We start from the raw sequence: 18,987 nt of genomic DNA, 5'->3' as shown, positions 1-18,987 counted from the left end.
AAATATTAAAAAAGCCTCGATTCTATCAAGAATTGAGGCTTTTCTCTGGTAAGGAATTCTTTATTGCATTCCCATATAATCTACCACAAAGTAGCTCAAAGCCCTTACACCAAGCTTGAACCCGCTTTCTTCGATATGAAAATCTGGAGTATGATGGGATGGAGTAGTTAATGGATCGGCACCTTTTTTCATACCTCCAAGGAAAATGAAAAATCCTGGTTTTTCTCTTTGAAAAAAGCTAAAATCTTCTGCACCTGTCACAGGGGGCATGGCTATTACATTACCTTCTCCCGCTGCAGCCTGCATAGAAGGAGTCATTTTGGAAGTAAGTTCTGGAGGGTTTACTGTAGAAGGATAGAGTTTACCAATGTTTACATCAGCAGTAGCTCCAGCACTTTCTGCAATGTTTGTAGCGATTTCAGTGATTCTTTTATGGACAAGCGCCTGCTGCTCATCGCCAAAAGTTCTGATCGTACCGATCATTTCTACTTTTTCTGGAATAATATTATGTCGAATGCCTCCGTGAATAGCGCCTATCGTTACCACGGCAGGGTTTTCAGTTATGTTTACATTTCGTGATAGTATGGTCTGTAGGCCAGTTATTATTTGTGCAGATGTAACTATTGGATCTACACTAGACCAGGGAGCAGCACCGTGTGCCTGTGTACCGTTGATGGTAATTTCTAAATTATCTACCGCTGCCAAAAAGGGGCCAGATCGATAACCTATTTTGCCAGCCTCAATTTGTGCCCAAATATGTAATCCAAATATTGCATCCACATCCTCCATCACTCCTTCTTTCACCATAAGCTCTGCTCCTGCAATATCCACATCATAAACACCCTCTTCAGCAGGTTGGAAAATAAACTTAACAGATCCTTCTAATTGGTCTTTCATACCTGCCAGAACCTCTGCTACTCCCATCAGAATTGCCATATGAGAATCGTGACCGCAAGCATGCATCACCCCTGTTTCCTGGCCGTTATAGTTAGCGGTATTTACAGACTTGAAGGGCAGGTCGTTCCTTTCCGTCACTGGCAAAGCATCCATGTCTGCACGAAGCCCAACCATTGGACCAGGCTTTCCGCCTTTTAAAACACCAACTACTCCAGTAACAGCTACACCTTCAGTTACTTCCATTCCAAGGGAGCGAAGATGTTCTGCTATAACTTTTGCTGTGCGAAATTCCTGATTTCCTAGCTCAGGGTGCATGTGGAAATCCCTCCTCCATTCTACAACTTTTGATTCAACGTCATCAGAAGACTGATCGATATTTGTTCGTAGATTAGATTGGCCAAAACTGGCTATAGAAATAAATAGGAAGGGTAAAAGGAGCTTTTTCAATTTTTTTGGTTTAAGTGGTTAATCAACAAAATAAAGAATTCTGTCCTTTTTTTTATTTTTTTTAAAAACAGATGATTTCTCTAAGGTAGATAAATCTACCTTATTACTAATCGGAATTTACCTTCTTTAAACAATCAATAGCTTGGAAAAAAAATACCCAGACCATTTAGATCCAGGTATTCTTTGATATCGATTTTATCAAAAGGTTCAATCTTACATCCTACATCACAAATCTTAAATTACTTCATTCCCATATAATCCACCACAAAGTAGCTCATCACTCTCATACCAAGTATGAATCCACCTTCGTCAATGTAAAAGTCTGGAGTATGATGTGATGGAGTTTTTGTGGGGTCTCCACCTTTTTTCATCCCTCCAAGGGAAATAAATAGTCCTGGCTTCTCAATTTGAAAAAAGCTGAAATCTTCTGCTCCAGTTATTGGGGGATTGGCAATCACATTTCCTTCTCCTGCAGCAGCTAAAATAGTAGGCGCCATTTGGGCTGTTAGGGCTGGATTATTGACGGTAGAGGGATAAAGCTTTTCGATTTTCACATCGGCTGTAGCGCCTGCACTTTCAGCAATATTTGTCGCAACTTCTCGAATTCGTTTATGAACCAGATCCTGTTGTTCTGTTCCGAATGTCCGGATGGTACCGATCATTTCTACTTTCTCAGGGATGATATTGTGACGAATACCTCCATGAATCGCCCCGATTGTGACAACCGCTGGATTCTCTGTGATATTTACGCTTCTTGAAAGAATTGTCTGCAAACCACTTATGATTTGTGAAGATGTAACAATAGGATCCACTCCTGACCAAGGTGAAGCACCATGAGCTTGTACTCCATTTACTGTAATCTCCAGATTATCCACCGCCGCTAATGCTGGCCCTGATCTGTAGCCAATTTTACCAACTTCCATTTGAGATCCGATATGCAATCCAAAGACGGCATCCACATCTTCCATCACTCCTTCTTCTACCATTAATTCTGCGCCTGCTGTGCTTCCATCGTAAACTCCTTCCTCTGCTGGTTGGAAAATAAATTTTACATTTCCTTGAAGCTGATCTCTCATTCCAGCCAATACTTCTGCAACTCCCATTAAGATCGCGACATGAGTATCATGTCCACAGGCATGCATCACTCCGGTTTCCTGCCCGTTATAAGTTGTTGTCACCGTAGATTTGAAAGGTAAATCTACTCGTTCGGTTACGGGTAATGCATCCATATCAGCCCTCAGTGCAACTGTAGGTCCAGGTTTACCGCCTTTCAGAACACCCACTACTCCTGTAACGGCCACGCCTTCAGTGACTTCAATCCCCAAAGATCGAAGATGGTCGGCAACTTTTTTTGCAGTGCGAAATTCCTGATTTCCAAGTTCTGGATTCTGGTGAATGTCTCTTCGCCATTCAATAACTTTAGATTCTATGGACGAAGCTTTTTTATCAATCTCAGGTCGAAGTGAAGTTTGTCCAAAAGTTGTCCCCGAGATAAGAACAAAGAGAAGAAGATATTTTTTCATTAGTTGAGGGTTTTTGGTTTTTATCCAAATTTATAAAAATGATCCATCACATGAGTATTTATCTAGAATCACTTTAAAATCTTGAAACTGTAGAACTATTTTCCCTGTATTTGCTTTAAAAGAGAATAGTAAAAAAGATAGATATAATGGAATTGAAAAATAAAATTGCAGTAGTAACTGGCGTGAGCAAAGGAGTTGGATTAGAAGTTGTAAAACAATTAATCGATAAAGGGACTATTGTCGCTGGATGGGGTAGGACAGCTCCTAAATTTTCGCATGACAACTTTCATTTTTTTGTTTGTGATGTTTCTAAAGAGGATTCTGTTGAAAAAGCTTTTCAGGCCACCGTTGGAAAACTTGGAAAGGACATTAGAATTTTAGTAAATAATGCGGGTTTTGGTGTGGCTGGTGATACAGAAAGCTTTTCTACAGAAGATTGGAAAGCGATGTTTGATACGAACGTTCATGGTATTTTCTATACCGTGAAGCGGTTGATACCTGGAATGAAAGATGCAGATGAAGGCCATATTTTGAATGTGGCATCTATTGCGGGATTAAATGGAGTAAATAAGTTTGCTGGATATGTGGGTACTAAGCATGCTGTTAGAGGAATTTCACATTCTTTATATATGGAACTTCGGGATTTTGGAATCAAAGTTTCTACTATTTATCCGGGATCAATTCAGACCAATTTCTTTGATGAAATACCTGGAGTGGATGCTAATGAAAATATGATGAGACCAATAGACGTGGCTACTACGATTGTTCAAACTTTGGAAACTCACCCAAATTACTTTGTCGCCGATGTGGAATGTCGACCTTTAAGACCTAAAGGAAAAAAATAAGGAATTCTCTTAAACAAAAAGGATTTAAAACACCATTGGCAATTTTTTTTACTGCCCAGGTGTTTTAAGTCTACTGTTTAAATTCAAAATACAATCTCTTTGGGCATTTATTATTGTTTTGAGAGAGTTAAGTGTTTAATTTGAAACTCATTCTTAAAGTGGCAAAGGTTATGAATAAAATATATTTGATCTTTTTATTTACGGTCCTTCTTGGAAGTACAGCATACTTAGCGGTTTCTTCCCAAAAAGAAAATTTAATAAACGAATCTAATCTTCCAGCTCCAAGAGTTCTCCCCGACTATACCTTAAATGATATTAACGGAATGCCGAATTCTATTCATCAATTAGCTGAAAATAAACCTACGCTCTTCATTTACTTTAATTCCACCTGTCATTTATGCCAGGAAGAACTAGGCTCTCTCTCTAAAAGAATCGATGAATTTAAGAACTATAATATCATTTTAACTACTGTTCAGCCGGTAGAGGAGATGATAGGATTTGCAAATAGTCTTGGTATTAAAGACAGAAGCTTTGTTCACTTTCTCCTTGATTCTGAGATGGAAGTTGCCAGTTACTTCCAAATTCGAAGTGTACCTTCAATTTTTTGCTATGATTCAAAAAAGCAGTTGGTATCAGAATACGTAGGGATAACAGAGATCGATTTATTGCTAGAGCAATTGGCAAAAGGAAAATAAGATAAAAACCACTTAGAGTGGAAAGATCACAACATTGAATTAGCGATCGATAATTGTTTATAGTGATTTCCATTTGATGCTTAAAGCAGAGGGATTTTATTTCCTGCCTAATTTGATTGATTAATAAAGCATAAATAATGTCCTTAGAAGTATCCCAACTTACCAAGCTATATGGGTCTCAAAGAGCACTAGATAAAGTGTCTTTTAAGGCCGTTCCAGGTAGGATTTTGGGATTTTTAGGTCCCAATGGAGCAGGAAAATCCACGGCGATGAAAATCATTACCGGTTATATACAGCCTGATGAAGGCTATGTTTCTGTTTTGGGAAAAGACGCACTTAACAAACCCAAAGAGGTAAGTCCTTTGATTGGTTATTTACCGGAAAACAACCCTCTATATCTGGATATGTATGTCAGAGAATTTTTGGACTTTTCCGCAGGAATGTATGGCTTGAATGGTAAGAAAAGAGAAGAAAGGATAAAAGAATTGCTCCGGAAAACTGGTTTGATTCCTGAGCAACACAAAAAAATCGGGCAACTCTCAAAAGGATATAGGCAAAGAGTAGGGTTAGCAAAAGCTTTGATTCATGACCCTCAACTGATCATTCTAGATGAACCTACTACTGGATTGGACCCTAATCAGTTGGTGGAAATCCGAGGCTTGATTTCTGAAATTGCACGTGATAAAACCTTAATTCTATCGACCCATATCATGCAGGAAGTCGAAGCGATTTGCCATGATGTAGTCATTATTAATAAAGGAAAGATTCTTGCTGCTGAGGCTTTAGAAAACTTAAAGTCAGGGGACTCAGAGGTGCTTTTGGAACTTGAAACAGAAGAAAGTCTTGAGATAGAATGGTTTGATAAAATCGGGAAGGTTTCTTTTGGTAAAAAACCAGAAAAATCACTTGTTATTTCATGCGACAACGCAACTGAAGCCCGAAAAGCTGTAATGAAAATCGTCCAGGAAAAAAGCCTGAACTTGATCAGTTTGAGTCAAAGTAAAAAGAATTTGGAACAAATTTTCAGAGAAATCACCCAATGAAATCGAGCATAACTATAAAGTCAAACATTGGAATGGTAATTTGCCATGCAAGATTCTTGAGGACCTTTGAAAGACAATTATAACCCGATGAAAAGCCTGTTTCTAAAAGAAATCAATGCGTTTTTCGGAAGTCTATTAGGCTATCTGGTATTGGCACTCTTTCTTGTGGCAATAGGCTTGATCGTTTGGGTTTTTCCTGACAGCAGTGTCCTTGAATATGGCTATGCTGATTTGGAGGCCTTATTCACTTACACGCCATATGTATTTACATTTTTAGTGCCTGCTTTGGCAATGCGCTCCATCGCTGATGAAAGAAAAACCGGAACTTGGGAGTTGTTAAGAACTTCTCCACTTTCATTGTTTCAGATAATATTAGCCAAGTATTTCGCATTACTTTTTTTAGTGATTTTGGCAGTCTTACCGACTTTACTTTATTTCTTTAGTATCATTCAATTAGGGGATCCGGTTGGAAATTTAGATCAAGCAGGTTTTTTTGGTTCATGGATTGGTCTATTAATGATAGGAGCTGTATTTGCAGCCGTTGGTTTATTTGCAAGCTCTTTGACTTCCCAACAGGTATTGGCATTTGTTCTTGGAGTATTTTTATGTTTTGTTCTTTATTTTGGTTTTTCCGCTTTGGCAGATTTACAGGTGGGAGATTTTGCATATTGGGTAGAAGAGTTGAGCCTTAGTTTTCATTACATCAACTTAAGTAGAGGAGTTGTAGATTCTACCGATGTTTTCTTTATGCTGGGAATGATTTGGCTTTTCTTGGGATTGAGTGTTTTGACTTTGAAAAATAAATGAAAAAGTCTGCTCTAAATACCGCTAAACCTTGGTTTATTCTGATTGGAGGATTGGTTCTTTTTGGTTTGTTATCTCAAATCACCCGATTTAGAATTGATCTTACGGAAGAGAAAAGATATTCACTTCACCCGGCAACAGAAGAAGTTCTCTCAAAATTATCTGAACCCATTCACGTGGATATTTTATTGGTAGGAGACAACTTACCAGGTGGAATGCGGAGGTTACAGAAATCCATTGAAGAAACAGTAAGAACTTTTAATTCTTACAGCTCTGAGAAAATCACCTATTCATATTTTGATCCTCTTTCGGTTGCAGAAAGTGAACAGGAAAAATTTATTGGAACATTGACGGAATACGGGATTAATCCTACTAATCTATACGTCAGTCAAAATTCTGGGCAACAGGCAACTTTGATTTTTCCCGGTATTTTAGTGAGTAATGCTGAATTTGAGACAGGGGCTTTGATTCTTAAAGGTGAAAAAGGAATGGGACCAGATCAGATCTTGAACCAATCCATAGAGAACTTAGAATTTGAATTGAGCAATGCTATCAAGAAACTGGTTAGCCCGGAAGAGTCGGCCATTGCCATGATCATGGGGCATGGAGAAATGTCTGAAGATGATGGTTTTGGTTTGGTAGAAGCTTTGGATGGAGAGTTTGAGTTATTTAAAGTCCCCTTGGAACAGGCACAAAGCCCTTCAGATTTAGAGAATTTCAAGATTATTTTTATTGAAGGGCCAAGAGAGATTTATTCGGATCGAGAGATTTATTTATTGGATCAATATGTCATGAATGGGGGGAACCTTGTGGTGATGGTAGATGGTGTAGCAGTGGATATAACTCAGGCAGGTGGAGAGGGAACTTTTGCAATGCCTGTAGATTCAGGTTTAGAAAATCTTTTATTTAAATATGGTATTCGAGTTAATAAGGATTTGATTCAGGATTTGAACTTTGGATATTTTCCAGTGATGGCAGGAAATTTCGGAAATCAAGATCAGATGGTTCCTTTGCCTTGGCCATTTTATGTTCAAGCTGGGATTATGAAAGATCATCCAATCACTAAAGGCTTGGATGTGGTGTATTATCGGTTTGCAAGTAGTCTGGATACAGTATTGGCAGAAGGTATAAAAAAGACACCTTTGATTTTTTCGTCTGATAATTCCAGAATATTGACTGCACCCGTAAGAGTGGCTTTTAGTGATATGGAGCAGGAACCGCCCATTGAGTCCTTTTCAATAAAAAAACTACCGATGGCTTATTTGCTTGAGGGTGAATTTACTTCTTTGTTTAAAAATAGGTTTTTGCCAGAAGGGTTTTCAAATATTGATTTTAAAGAATCTGGAAGTGGAAAAGTAGTGGTGTTTGGAGATGGGGATGTTTTTCAAAGTCAAAGAAGTTTACAAGATGGAAGTCCTTTGCCGTTGGGAGAGGATCCATTCAGCCAAATTACATTTGCCAACAAACTATTATTGAGGAACATGGTGAAATATCTGGTGGACCCCAATGGAATTATTGCCTCGAGAACCAGAACATTTCAAATTAGACCATTGAATAAAGTGAAATTAGCTCAACAGAAGACTTTTTGGCAATTTGTAAATGTATTGGTTCCGATAATTATTTTACTTTTGATCGGTTCATTTGTGTGGTGGATTCGCGGACAAAAATATTCAAGGAAAATAAACTAGGTAAAAAAGTACAATTTCTTTAGAATTATTTCGAGTCTTTAGGTTTCGGGTCGGTTCAGAATGAATTTTATTTATAAATTTACCTCCATTGCTAGAATTTAAATTAATAAGCCCTACGATATGAAATTTATTGTTTCTTCTTCTGCCTTACTAAAGCAGCTTTCGGCGATCAACGGTGTAGTTACTACTAATCCTGTTGTTCCTATTTTGGAAAACTTCCTTTTTGAAATAAAAGACAGTGTTTTGACCATTACAGCTTCGGATCTTCAGACTTCGATGATTACCGAAATCGGAGTGGAGGCCAAGGAAGATGGAAATATTGCTGTTCCTGCGCGTATCTTGATTGATACGTTGAAGAATTTACCTGAGCAGCCAGTGACTTTTAGTATTGACCATGATACCTATGCAGTAGAAATCAGTTCAGATAATGGTCGATATAGACTAGCAGGCGAGAATGCAACGGATTTCCCTAAGATTCCAACCGTAAGTAATGCAACTACTGTGGACATGTCAACAGAGGTTCTTGCAAGCGCTGTTTCTAATACTATTTTCGCCACCAGTTCTGATGAATTGAGACCGGCAATGACCGGAGTTTATATCAACCTAAGCTCAACAAACACCACTTTCGTAGCAACTGATGGACATCGTTTGGTTCGTTATAGACGAGTTGATGTAGCATCCTCAGATGCCGCTAGTTTAATCATTCCAAGAAAGGCTTTAAACTTGTTGAAGTCAACTTTGCCTTCTGAGAACGTGCCTGTTTCGGTAGAATTCAACCAATCTAATGCATATTTCAAATTCAACAGTATAAAAATGATCTGTCGATTGATAGATGAGCGATTTCCAGATTACGAAAATGTGATTCCAGCAGACAATCCAAATTTGATGACGATCGATAGAGGAGAATTGCTAAGTTCATTGAGACGTATCGCTATCTATGCCAATAAAACTACTCACCAAGTAAGATTGAAATTGACGGGAAGCGAATTATTGATTTCTGCAGAGGATCTTGATTTCTCGAATGAAGCAAATGAAAGACTATCCTGTGAGCATGATGGAGAAGATATCGAAATCGGATTTAATGCGAAGTTTTTGGTAGAAATGTTAAATAACCTTTCTTGCAAAGAAGTTACATTGAAATTTTCTGCTCCAAACAGAGCAGGCTTAATTGTTCCTGCCGAGCAAGATGAAAATGAAGACATCCTGATGCTAGTAATGCCGGTGATGTTGAATAATTACGTATAACAACCACAAACTATAAAACGAAAAGCCCGGAGTTTACTCCGGGTTTTTTTATGAAAGCTTTTTTAACCGCAGAGTTCGCGGAGGATTTAGCAAAGAGCACAAAGCGTGAATAAAAGTTTTTTAATTTTATATGAAGTAAGTCTTCTGACTTGTGAACTGTGAAAGACTTGAAACAGAAGTCTTAGTGCCGCTGCGCCGTTACGAGAAAAAAATTACTTCTTTTTAGCATCTCGAAGCGACTTCAAGTACAATCCTTCCACTCGTTCTCTAGCCCAAGGAGTTTTGCGGAGGAATTTCAAACTGGAATTAATCGAAGGGTCATTTGTAAAACATCGAATCGTAATTCTTTCACCTAATTCTTCCCATCCATAGAATTCTACCAGATGCTCCACCATATCTGCGAGTTTCACTCCGTGAAGTGGATTATTAGGTTGTGACACAGAAATTGGATTGTCAGACATTTTAACTTTCGAATTATTTCATAAAAATAGTCTTTCCTTCCTTAATGGTTTCCATCACTTGAATGTCTTTCAAAGTCATAGGGTCAACCTTAAGCGGGTTCTTGTCAAGAATGACAAGATCGGCCAATTTTCCGGCGACTAAACTTCCTTTTTTTTCTTCTTCAAAATGCTGGTAAGCACTCCAAATTGTAATGGATTGTAAGGCTTCATAAGGAGTCAGACGTTCTTCCGCTCCAATTATTTCACCACTTCGAGAAACCCGATTAACGGTAGTCCAGAGAATCATCATCAAGTTTGGTAGTGCGACTGGTGCATCGGTATGTGAAGTGACTTTCATACCACGATCCAATGCCGAACGGATCGGGGATATGCGATCTGCTTTCTCCTTGCCAATAATCTGCCGATGCCAATCTCCCCAATAAAAAGTATGCATCGGAAAAAGTGATGCGATCACCTCCATATCAGCTAGACTATCTAATTGGTCCATTCGGATATATTGGCCATGAATGAGTACGTTTCTACGATCCTGATTTCCATATTTTGAAATTGCAGGTCGAAGCGCTCGAATCAACTGATCCATTGCTGCATCCCCATTGCCATGAGCAAGAAGCTGCCAGTTGTTTTCAAAGGCCATATCGACAATCCGTTGTACTTCGGAGTCTTCAGGAATTGCAGGATAGCCTTTGTACTCCTTGTCTTGTCCAGCTGGCGGAATCAAATACGGCTCTGTTCTCCAAGCGGTTCGCCCTTGAGGCGAGCCATCAAGCGTCAATTTCAATCCCCCAATTCTATAATGATTTTCATAGCTTTTTGAATTCCATTTACTGTTCATATACTGAGGCGCAGCATAATCTATATAAGAAACAACATCTAAATAAAATTTACCTTGATCTGCATAGCTTGCCATCAACTCATGATTAGACATGGCTCGTCCTTCTTGGGCGGTAGTATATCCAAATTTTGCTGCCATCTCCTGAGACTTATCGAGGTAATAAAAAGCAAGCTCAGGATCAGAAGGGCCTATTATTGGAAAGAATAAAGGAATTGCTGCCAATTCTTCCAAAACTCCGTTTGGCTCTTGACTTCCTGGTATTCTGCGGATCAGTCCACCTGCAGGATCTTTTGATTCGGATGTGATATTATTTATTTCAAGGCCTTTTGAATTCATCACTCCAAAATGGCCTGATATATGAATAATACATATGGGGACTTCTGTCGAAACCTGATCTAAATCTTCTTTGGTAGGAAATCGATTTTCAGCTAAAACAGCATCGTCAAACCCCATTCCAACGATCCACCCCTGGGTTTTATCAGTACCATTTTCAGCATACCATGACTTCAGTTCAGCTATTAATTCTGGAATGGAATTGATATTTCCATCTGGGCTTGCGAGTAAATTGGCTGAAATAGCCTGTGCCCCAAACCCTCCAAAATGTGCATGACCATCAATAAAACCCGGAACAAGAGTTTTCCCTCCCAGATTTTTCATCTGATGACCTTTTCCTGCAATTTCCATACTTTCCTCCATACTGCCTACAAAGAGGATTTTTCCTTCTTTTTCCACTAAGGCTTCGGCATAAGTTGGATTATCGCCTTCCATAGTAATAATATCTCCTCCGAAGTACATGGTGGCTATTGAGTCACTTTCTTCTTTTTGGCTGCAAGAAAAAGAGAGTAAAAGAATGAAAAGTAAGCGTGTTAAATTTTTCATTGGGCTTTGTTATACCTAAACTTGATTTTTTTAATATTGAAAAGGTCAGCTACTCTTGCTGTTTTCTTGAAAATAACCAATAGTCCCATTTAGACATTCCAAGAGTATAGAACCCCCTTTATTCTTTTCGATAATTTTTTCTAACTCGTTAAGCGTATGGATTTCCTGGTCATTGGCTTTGACAATAAGTTCACCAAGTGGCCATTCCATTTCATCTGCTTGTGTTCCCAAATAGATATGGGTTACGACTAACATCGGTTTATCCTGATCTATGGTTTGAAGTAATTCGATTTGTGCATATGAATCAATCTCCTGAATCGCTTGGATGATCTCAAAACTAAGAGGTTGAATGATCATTCCAAATACTTCAAGGTATCTTCTTTCACTTAAGATTGGATTAGAAATAATACCTTTTTCGGGATTTCGCATTGCATGAGCTTTGGTCTTTTTCATTACACCGTCTCTCAAGTAAGAAATTTCTACTTCTTCTCCAATAGGTACTAGCTTCATTACATCATAAATATTTTTATGTCTATACAGACCTTCCTTACCTATCACGATTCCATGCCGGTCAAATTCTACTTTGTTTATGGAGAGAATTACGTCACGAGATTTAATTTTAGCTGCTTCAAGAAAACCTTTTGCTATAACCTTGGAGACGATCACTCCTTTTGCTTGTGGCTGCTTTAATAAAGGATTAAAGTTATTGGCATTTTTCTGCAATTTGCCACCAATGTCTGCAAAGTGAGGTTCGTTAAGTAGCAGTAGGTTTTCGATGATTATCTTAACAAAACTTGCCGGTGTGATAAAACCAATGTTTTCAGCATCAATCATCACGGCTGTATTTAGACCAACTACCTTTCCGTCTTCGCTTATACTTGGACCACCTGAGTTTCCGGGATTGATCGCTGCATTAGTTACAAATCGTTCTGTGGTATATTCCGATCCTGAGATGAAATTAGTGATCTCACCACCGGTAATATTTGGTTCTATCATTCCCATTGGGTATCCAATTGCTTTGATTGCTTCCCCGCGCGATGGGCCAGTTCCTTCCCTTAATTCCAAGTATTCTATCGGTTGGATGGCTAATTTTTTAAACCGAAGCAGCTCTTTCTCTTTTATTTTGATCAGAGCAACATCAGGTTCTAGCTGTTTTACCATCCCGACAACTTCTGCTTCGAATCGTTCTTCGCTAGTTAGCATGGAACTGATTTCAATCTTGACAGCATTCCTAGCAACATGACCATTGGTTACAATGTAGCCTTCAAGATCTTTATATTTCACAAAGAATCCCGAGCCAGACCAAGTACCAGGGATTTTAATCGAAGGATTCAAAATGGATTGAATATCCTCTTCAATGTAACCTTCTACTTGAATTTGAACAACACCGCTCATCATCTGCCTGGCGACATCGGAAAGCTTACGTTTAGTCTTTGTCATGTTTTGTTAAATAAACAAAATACCGCCTCAATGACAATTTTTTTTGCAATTATGGATTTCAAAAATTTTTATTTATTAGGTTCGATCAAATCCCAAAGATTCCCATAGAGATCCTTAAAAACAGAAACCGTCCCAAATTCCTCTTCACTAGGTTCACGGATAAATTCCACTCCTCTTTCAGTGTATATATTATAATCTCTCCAAAAATCATCTGTGTAAAGAAACAGAAAGACACGACCACCTGATTGAAAGCCTACTTGGGATTCCTGAGTATCATTTGCTGCTTTTGCAAGTAATAAATGGCAAGTTGATCCAGGAGGGGAGACCCTAACCCATCGTTTTGTTTCAGATAATTGTGTGTCTTCCAACAATTCAAAACCTAGCGTTTTGGAATAAAATGCAATGGCTTCATCATAGTCATTAACTAAAATGGAAATTTGTCCTAGTTGTTGTTTCATAGATTAAAGTTACTAGGATCAAGGCATAAAAAAAGCCAGATTTCTCTGGCTAGTTCGGTGAATACATTTGGTTTAGTCTTCTATTTCTACAAGTTCTGGAGCGATCGGGAAGTCGATTTCAAAACCCGTTAAATTATGGATGTAATTAGATATAATTTTGTCTCCAATAACGATTATTACGTCGATCAGATTTGCTTCAGAATAACCGGCGGCAAAAAAAGCTTCTTTTGCATTTTGACTTGCCTTACCCCGATTGATGGTAACGGACTGGGTGAATTTTGCTAAGGAATCTAATTTCGGATCAAAAGATGCAGCACCTCCTCTTATTTCTAGAATCTGATCTTCAGAGAATCCATTCATTTTTCCTAATGCAGTGTGTGCTGATTGGCAATACCTACAATTATTTACCTGTGATACCACTAAATTGATCACTTCACGCTCTTTAGCTTTCAGTGTGGATTTTCTGTTCTGCAAATTCAAATAATCACTTAAAGCGGTTTCGTTTTTAGCAAAATAAGCATAGAGATTTGGAACAAATCCTAGTCCTTTGTTTAGTTGATCAAAAATCGCCTGGTTGTTAGGGCTTACTTCTTCTCTTGTTGGAACTTTGAAATCTTTCATTTTTGTACTGTTTCTTGTGGTTTAAATAAAATTACAATACAAAGATGGAGGGGAATGTATCCTTTAGGTTAATCAATTATTCCCAAGTTATTGGCAATTTTTCCCTACTTATAGGAATCTTTAAATTCTGAGGGGGAGATGCCTTCTATATTTTTAAAAAATCTACTAAAAGCCTGAATGTCCTCGAATCCTAAATCATAACCAATTTCTTTTACAGGTTTATCTGTATAGCTAAGCATTCTTTTGGCTTCTAGCATCGTTCTGTCTTGAATAAAACTCAGTGGTGATTTGGCACCTAATTTGGAAAATAAATTTGCAATCGTTTTTGGAGATTTGTTTAGCATCTCTGCATAATCGGTCACGGATCTTTTCTCCCTAAAGTGTTTCTCTACTAAAAAATTATATTCTCTTATCAGGTCTGTTTGTTTATGATTCAAAGAGTTGTAGTTTTTCTGTTTTTTAAAAATCCTTGTACAAATAATTAATAATCTTTTCAGTAACATTTGAAGCATTTCTAGCTGAAAGCTGTCCCTCGTTTCTTGAATTTCCATATAGAAAATGTTCCAAAGCGTTTCTAGTTTTTCTTTTTCAGGATCTGAAAGCGTGATGATTGGTAATTGGGAGGATCCAAAGAAAAGAATTCCTTTGCATCCTATCTCTGAATCATGGTCGAGGATACAGAAAAATGGTCGATTGAACCTAACCAACCTGGCTTTCCTGATGTTAATAATTTCTACCTGATGGAATTCAGTTAGGCAGATAACTTCATCCTCATGGAAAGAGTACAATTTGCCATCTATTTTAAGCTCAGATTTTTCTAAAATCCAAATTAATGTTTGAGCTGAAGGCACGATCTCTTTCAAAAAACTGCAGTTACTTGAAGTTATAGACTCTATTCTTAGAAACTCCTGAGACGGACCCTGATATAACATATATAAAACTATTACATAATTATTTACCAAAAATGATGATTTAAAGTTCATCTGAGAGGTACATTATAATCTTTGTTTTTATCTTTTTTAGTTGTAGAAACCTCGTTTTGAAGATTTCCCAGTTTTCAAGACAAATGGCGTGAGAATTCCCACGCCATTTGTTTATTACTTATTCCAAATAAATGGTGCTTTTTTTAAATACTCGTTAGATTCAAGTTGGTCAACGAGAAACTCAGCTAAACTCGATGCTGAAATTTTTTGGCCAAGGCAATCAACAATAGAATTGCAATATTCAGATTTATGATCGGTCAATTCTATATAAGATGATCTTACCAAGGTCCATTGAATATTGGAATCCCTTAACAATTCATATTCATCTTGTTTGTTTTGGGTAGATACTGGATAATTGGAATACATATATGCGGTGGCAGCTTTTGTATTATCTCCTTTTTGATCCATTTCAGTATCTACATGGAGCCCTGAAAGAATAATATATCGGCTTTTATTTCTGGCTTTTAAGAGATTAACTACATTTTCAGTAGTCTCTTTAAAAATGGTTTTTGAGCTCAAGGGTATTCCCAAACCAAGACAGCTAATTACTGCGTCAGCGCCTTTGAGAAGTTCATGAATTTGGCTTTTGCTACTAGCATCACCAAATATAACATCTACTTTTTCTTTAAAATCTGGAACCTTTTTTGGATTTCTGACTAATAATCGAACATTATAATCTCTTCTTAATAGCTCTTTTACTAGATAAGTCCCTGATTTTCCTGTCCCGCCAATGACGGCAATTGTATTGAAAGTTTTCATTTGATTCTTTATAAAATTTGATAAAATAATGTCTATTGCTTTGGGAGAAAAGCATTTTTCCTTCAGACGGTTTGCCGAAGGCTGGCATTTCAAATATTTATAAAGAGATTTTAATAAGTCAAAATTAACTTATTAATTAGTAAAAAAAATACCTAGATCAAGATTGATTTAAAAAAAAACTTTCTATCTGAATATAGGCAATGTTATCATTGACTAATCAAAAGCTAAAGCCACTTATTATATGGTAAACACTAGCATTGAGGCTACTTCGGTCATCGGTCTTCCCACCCATCAAGTAAAGAAAATAAGTCAACTGGCTACATTTCGGATAATCAAATTATTTTTAATACGAGAAATAAATTTTTTCCTACACATCTTCCACAAAAAAGATGGAGTTATTGTTCAAATCATAAATTCCAAATTCATGGGTACCCCAAGGAGTGTCTTTTCTCAATTTATCTTTTGGAATGACTCCTTTTGCAACTAGCTTGTTGAAATAGGGTTCTATGTTTTTAACAAAAATTTTTGCTACAGAACCGCCTAATAGAGGGTCTTCAGGTGTGTCTGCGTGCCATTGAAGATGAAGCCAAACATTTTTCAAATGAATTCCAACATACATGGAGTCCCCAAAGATTTTCTTAAAGCCAAGTTTCTCCTCATACCATTGCAGATCTCTTTCGATATCACTGGAAGGCAAAACTGGAATTGTAGCTAAAAATTCTGTTTTCATCTATTGGGTTTAAAAAAAGGGATTCAATACCTATTACTGAATCCCTGTGTCTAAGGTTTTATCCTTCGGCTTCTAGCGTCCTCCGGACGTCTTCAAGACCTCGACGGATTTCAAAAATACTTTCCCATTCTCTGCCTTCTACTCCGTGCTCGATTCCTACATAGCCGTGGAAGTCATGAGCCAAAACAATTTTCATCATTCTTGTATAATCAAGAGGATGTTCTTTTCCTGCATCGTCCCAGACCACTGGTTTAAAGCTGACTCCCTTAGCATATGGCATCAGTTCATCCACCCCACGGTAGGAGTCATAAGAAATGTTTTTGTCATTTTCATTTGCGATACGGAAGTTTCCAAAATCTGGTAATGTGCCTGCTCTCGGATGCGACGTTTCTTTGATCATTTCAGCAAGCCATTTTGCATTGCTGGAAAATCCTCCATGATTTTCTATGATCACATTGATGTCAAAGTCATCTGCAAATTCACAAAGTTGTCTTAAGCCAGAGCTAGTAATATCCATGGCCGTCTTTGCGTCTGATGGGTTGGTACTCCAAGGTACAGCAGAATAAGCATTAACCCGAATGGCGTGACAGCCTAGGAATTTTGCCGCTTCTACCCATTTTTTATGATTTTCTACCGTTTGCTTTCTTTCCTCCGGAGTAGCAGCTCCCAGCATTCCTTCTCCATCGCACATGATCAAAACAGAAGTGACGCCTTCTCCTTCTGCTCGGGTTTTCATTTCCCGGAGATAAGCCATGTCCTGTGCTTTATCTTTAAAAAATTGATTTACGTATTCTACGGCATCAATATCATGTTCTTTTGCCAAAATAGGAAAATCAAGATGGTCAATTTTTCCAGCAAAAAGGGCTTTGTTCAAGGACCATTCTGCAAGAGATATTTTGAAAAGTGGGTCGGCTTTTTTTGTGGTAAAGCTCATTTGTGGTAAGCCTATTCCTAAAGCTGCAGATGCCAATCCTGCTGTTTTTAAGAATTCTCTTCTGTTTTTCATGTTGTTAATATTTTGAGTGGATAAAAAATTACTTTGTCATAAACTGTAAATCAAATTTCCCATCCTTTTCGGTATTCCCTACTCAGGAAATTATTAGCTGATTCATCATTAGTTATTTTTGGTATAGAAGCATCAAATTCTACTCTTTTCTTAGCTCTTAGTGCTATTGCACCAAGATTTATAGTGTCTGTAATGGTTTGAGCTCTAATAAAACTTCCAGGAGTTTGTTGCTTAGCTTTCACTGCATCCACCCACATATCTGTTTTTCGATCAACCTCTCTTGAATTTATTATTTCAGAAGAAGGTCTTTCTTTCATTTTGCTTTCAGGAATTAATACAGGATTTTCTCCTCTAAATCCTCCTAATATTTTTCCTTTTGTTCCAACAAGCATTAGTCCTTCTTCAGGGGTATCTTTTCCGTCTATTTCCAATTCTTCGGGAGCAAAAGGTTTCATGCCTCCATCATACCAAAACAAATCAAATTCAGGTAAACTGGCTTGCTTGGGAAAGCTCCATTTGATCATGCAACTAGCAGGAAAGGCAACATCATTTTCTACCCACTGATAGACATGATCGACTTCTTCTCGGGTAGTAGTTCCAAATGCTTTCGCAGCAATTGGAGATTGATTTATTCCCAATGTTTCAAATAAAGGAAACAAACTATAATGGCCCATATCAGCAATAGAGCCTCCTCCGAATTCATACCATCCTCTAAAGACGTTATTTGTATAATTTGGGTGATAGTTCATATCAGGAACAGGACCTAACCATAAATCCCAGTTAAACCCTTTTGGTATTGGAGGGGTATCAGTTGGTCGCTTTGTCCATTGTTGCCAAACAGGACGGTAGGACCAATTATGGATTTCTTTTAAATCTCCAATTAAACCTTCATCCATCCAAGCTTTGATCTGACGATATTCCGGTCGGTCAGACCACGCTAGCAAGTGAGTCACAGCACCGGATGATTTTGCCTTTTCAATGACTTTTCTTCCTTCAATCAATCGATTGGAGATGGGTTTGTGCGTAACAACGTTGACCCCGTTATTCATTGCAGCAATCGCAATTGATGCGTGCGTATGATCAGGTGTCATTATTTTTACTACATCAATGCCTTTTTCTTTGGCAAATAACTCCCGAAAATCTTCGTAAGAAGTACATCCTTTATATGTTCCTGAAGAACTGTTTTTAGCATAATATTTTTCGACATAAGCTTGTCCTACATCTCTTCCGCCTGGAATTCCTTTGGCATTTTTCCACCAGGTATCATCTCCTAATACTTCCCTAATATCGTTTCGAATACCATAGGGGGACCAATCTATATAGTCTTCCGTATATTTATTTGAATCACAAACTGAAACCACTCGGATATTTGGGTTTAGCAACAGTCCTCCCATTTCGCGTAGACCTTGAGTTCCACAACCAATGTTCGCGACGGTGATTTGATCAGAAGGAGGGACTTTTCCGAGTCCTGCAATAACATTTGAAGGTACGATTGAAAAGGAGGCAGCAATTGTTGCGGCAGTTCCTATAAATTCTCTACGATTTAACTTGTCTTTTGAAGACATTTATTTTGAGGTTTTTTTGGGTTTTAAAATTAAAATTTACCAAAGCTAGAATCGAATACAAAATAT

At 37.8% G+C, this 18,987-nt stretch carries 18 protein-coding genes; 6 read left to right on the top strand and 12 right to left on the bottom strand.

The window, feature by feature from the left end:
- Nucleotides 1-60 precede the first annotated feature (60 nt).
- Together Q0L68_RS01580 and Q0L68_RS01575 are read right to left on the bottom strand one after the other, a co-directional pair.
- Nucleotides 61-1,344: an amidohydrolase gene (locus Q0L68_RS01580; RefSeq protein ID WP_296698435.1), complete on the bottom strand. Its 1,284-nt coding sequence runs from the start codon at nt 1,342-1,344 to the stop codon at nt 61-63.
- Nucleotides 1,345-1,583: 239 nt separating this feature from the next.
- A complete protein-coding gene (locus tag Q0L68_RS01575) occupies nt 1,584-2,867 on the bottom strand; it encodes an amidohydrolase (protein ID WP_296698432.1) in 1,284 nt (427 codons plus the stop codon).
- A 146-nt stretch (nt 2,868-3,013) separates the two neighbouring features.
- Between Q0L68_RS01575 and Q0L68_RS01570 the strand changes: the two genes are divergently transcribed.
- The 6 genes from Q0L68_RS01570 (at nt 3,014) to dnaN (ending at nt 9,187) form a co-directional block, all read left to right on the top strand.
- Nucleotides 3,014-3,712, top strand: a complete 699-nt coding sequence (locus Q0L68_RS01570; RefSeq protein ID WP_296698429.1) for an SDR family NAD(P)-dependent oxidoreductase — start codon at nt 3,014-3,016, stop codon at nt 3,710-3,712.
- 170 nt (nt 3,713-3,882) lie between these two features.
- On the top strand, nt 3,883-4,407 hold the full coding sequence (locus Q0L68_RS01565) for a peroxiredoxin (protein WP_296698423.1): 525 nt from the start codon (nt 3,883-3,885) through the stop codon (nt 4,405-4,407).
- A gap of 137 nt (nt 4,408-4,544) precedes the next feature.
- Entirely contained in the window at nt 4,545-5,450 is a 906-nt protein-coding gene (gene gldA / locus Q0L68_RS01560; protein WP_296698420.1) for a gliding motility-associated ABC transporter ATP-binding subunit GldA, read from the top strand.
- 87 nt (nt 5,451-5,537) lie between these two features.
- The gene (gldF, locus tag Q0L68_RS01555; RefSeq protein WP_296698418.1) at nt 5,538-6,257 is read left to right on the top strand and encodes a gliding motility-associated ABC transporter permease subunit GldF; all 720 of its coding nucleotides are present in this window, start codon (nt 5,538-5,540) and stop codon (nt 6,255-6,257) included.
- A complete protein-coding gene (gene gldG / locus Q0L68_RS01550; protein WP_296698416.1) occupies nt 6,254-7,942 on the top strand; it encodes a gliding motility-associated ABC transporter substrate-binding protein GldG in 1,689 nt (562 codons plus the stop codon). The genes gldF and gldG overlap by 4 nt, the downstream gene beginning before the upstream one ends.
- Before the next feature lie 120 nt (nt 7,943-8,062).
- Nucleotides 8,063-9,187: a DNA polymerase III subunit beta gene (gene dnaN / locus Q0L68_RS01545; RefSeq protein WP_296698414.1), complete on the top strand. Its 1,125-nt coding sequence runs from the start codon at nt 8,063-8,065 to the stop codon at nt 9,185-9,187.
- 212 nt (nt 9,188-9,399) lie between these two features.
- On the opposite strand, the gene Q0L68_RS01540 is transcribed toward dnaN, so the two are convergent.
- The 10 genes from Q0L68_RS01540 to Q0L68_RS01495 form a co-directional block, all read right to left on the bottom strand.
- Entirely contained in the window at nt 9,400-9,648 is a 249-nt protein-coding gene (locus Q0L68_RS01540; RefSeq protein ID WP_296698411.1) for a VF530 family protein, read from the bottom strand.
- 13 nt (nt 9,649-9,661) lie between these two features.
- A complete protein-coding gene (locus tag Q0L68_RS01535; protein ID WP_296698409.1) occupies nt 9,662-11,359 on the bottom strand; it encodes an amidohydrolase in 1,698 nt (565 codons plus the stop codon).
- Nucleotides 11,360-11,404: 45 nt separating this feature from the next.
- Nucleotides 11,405-12,799 (bottom strand): trypsin-like peptidase domain-containing protein, encoded by a 1,395-nt coding sequence (locus Q0L68_RS01530; protein WP_296698406.1) that lies wholly within the window; start codon nt 12,797-12,799, stop codon nt 11,405-11,407.
- Nucleotides 12,800-12,867: 68 nt separating this feature from the next.
- On the bottom strand, nt 12,868-13,257 hold the full coding sequence (locus Q0L68_RS01525) for a VOC family protein (protein ID WP_296698402.1): 390 nt from the start codon (nt 13,255-13,257) through the stop codon (nt 12,868-12,870).
- A gap of 72 nt (nt 13,258-13,329) precedes the next feature.
- Entirely contained in the window at nt 13,330-13,878 is a 549-nt protein-coding gene (locus tag Q0L68_RS01520; protein ID WP_296698399.1) for a carboxymuconolactone decarboxylase family protein, read from the bottom strand.
- 104 nt (nt 13,879-13,982) lie between these two features.
- Nucleotides 13,983-14,741, bottom strand: coding sequence for a helix-turn-helix domain-containing protein (locus tag Q0L68_RS01515; protein ID WP_296698397.1), 759 nt, complete (start codon nt 14,739-14,741; stop codon nt 13,983-13,985).
- 234 nt (nt 14,742-14,975) lie between these two features.
- Entirely contained in the window at nt 14,976-15,620 is a 645-nt protein-coding gene (locus Q0L68_RS01510; RefSeq protein WP_296698394.1) for an NAD(P)H-binding protein, read from the bottom strand.
- Nucleotides 15,621-15,987: 367 nt separating this feature from the next.
- The gene (locus Q0L68_RS01505; protein WP_296698393.1) at nt 15,988-16,350 is read right to left on the bottom strand and encodes a VOC family protein; all 363 of its coding nucleotides are present in this window, start codon (nt 16,348-16,350) and stop codon (nt 15,988-15,990) included.
- A gap of 58 nt (nt 16,351-16,408) precedes the next feature.
- Complete coding sequence (locus Q0L68_RS01500) at nt 16,409-17,356, bottom strand: TIM barrel protein (protein ID WP_296698391.1); 948 nt, start codon at nt 17,354-17,356, stop codon at nt 16,409-16,411.
- Nucleotides 17,357-17,406: 50 nt separating this feature from the next.
- Nucleotides 17,407-18,921 (bottom strand): Gfo/Idh/MocA family oxidoreductase, encoded by a 1,515-nt coding sequence (locus tag Q0L68_RS01495; protein ID WP_296698390.1) that lies wholly within the window; start codon nt 18,919-18,921, stop codon nt 17,407-17,409.
- Nucleotides 18,922-18,987 lie beyond the last annotated feature (66 nt).

The sequence above is a fragment of the Algoriphagus sp. genome, assembly GCF_024642405.1.
In the GTDB taxonomy this organism is placed as follows: domain Bacteria; phylum Bacteroidota; class Bacteroidia; order Cytophagales; family Cyclobacteriaceae; genus Algoriphagus.
The sequence above is the reverse complement of the archived record's forward strand: the minus strand, read 5'-3'. Positions and strand labels throughout refer to the sequence as shown.

What these genes read in the sequence shown, in the direction of transcription:
- Q0L68_RS01520 (WP_296698399.1), bottom strand. Translation starts at nt 13,878, where the DNA reads ATGAAAGATTTCAAAGTTCCAACAAGAGAAGAAGTAAGCCCTAACAAC.
- Q0L68_RS01575 (WP_296698432.1), bottom strand. Translation starts at nt 2,867, where the DNA reads ATGAAAAAATATCTTCTTCTCTTTGTTCTTATCTCGGGGACAACTTTT.
- gldG (WP_296698416.1), top strand. Translation starts at nt 6,254, where the DNA reads ATGAAAAAGTCTGCTCTAAATACCGCTAAACCTTGGTTTATTCTGATT.
- Q0L68_RS01495 (WP_296698390.1), bottom strand. Translation starts at nt 18,921, where the DNA reads ATGTCTTCAAAAGACAAGTTAAATCGTAGAGAATTTATAGGAACTGCC.
- Q0L68_RS01565 (WP_296698423.1), top strand. Translation starts at nt 3,883, where the DNA reads ATGAATAAAATATATTTGATCTTTTTATTTACGGTCCTTCTTGGAAGT.
- gldF (WP_296698418.1), top strand. Translation starts at nt 5,538, where the DNA reads ATGAAAAGCCTGTTTCTAAAAGAAATCAATGCGTTTTTCGGAAGTCTA.
- Q0L68_RS01570 (WP_296698429.1), top strand. Translation starts at nt 3,014, where the DNA reads ATGGAATTGAAAAATAAAATTGCAGTAGTAACTGGCGTGAGCAAAGGA.
- Q0L68_RS01510 (WP_296698394.1), bottom strand. Translation starts at nt 15,620, where the DNA reads ATGAAAACTTTCAATACAATTGCCGTCATTGGCGGGACAGGAAAATCA.
- Q0L68_RS01500 (WP_296698391.1), bottom strand. Translation starts at nt 17,356, where the DNA reads ATGAAAAACAGAAGAGAATTCTTAAAAACAGCAGGATTGGCATCTGCA.
- Q0L68_RS01525 (WP_296698402.1), bottom strand. Translation starts at nt 13,257, where the DNA reads ATGAAACAACAACTAGGACAAATTTCCATTTTAGTTAATGACTATGAT.
- Q0L68_RS01530 (WP_296698406.1), bottom strand. Translation starts at nt 12,799, where the DNA reads ATGACAAAGACTAAACGTAAGCTTTCCGATGTCGCCAGGCAGATGATG.
- Q0L68_RS01540 (WP_296698411.1), bottom strand. Translation starts at nt 9,648, where the DNA reads ATGTCTGACAATCCAATTTCTGTGTCACAACCTAATAATCCACTTCAC.
- Q0L68_RS01505 (WP_296698393.1), bottom strand. Translation starts at nt 16,350, where the DNA reads ATGAAAACAGAATTTTTAGCTACAATTCCAGTTTTGCCTTCCAGTGAT.
- Q0L68_RS01535 (WP_296698409.1), bottom strand. Translation starts at nt 11,359, where the DNA reads ATGAAAAATTTAACACGCTTACTTTTCATTCTTTTACTCTCTTTTTCT.
- gldA (WP_296698420.1), top strand. Translation starts at nt 4,545, where the DNA reads ATGTCCTTAGAAGTATCCCAACTTACCAAGCTATATGGGTCTCAAAGA.
- dnaN (WP_296698414.1), top strand. Translation starts at nt 8,063, where the DNA reads ATGAAATTTATTGTTTCTTCTTCTGCCTTACTAAAGCAGCTTTCGGCG.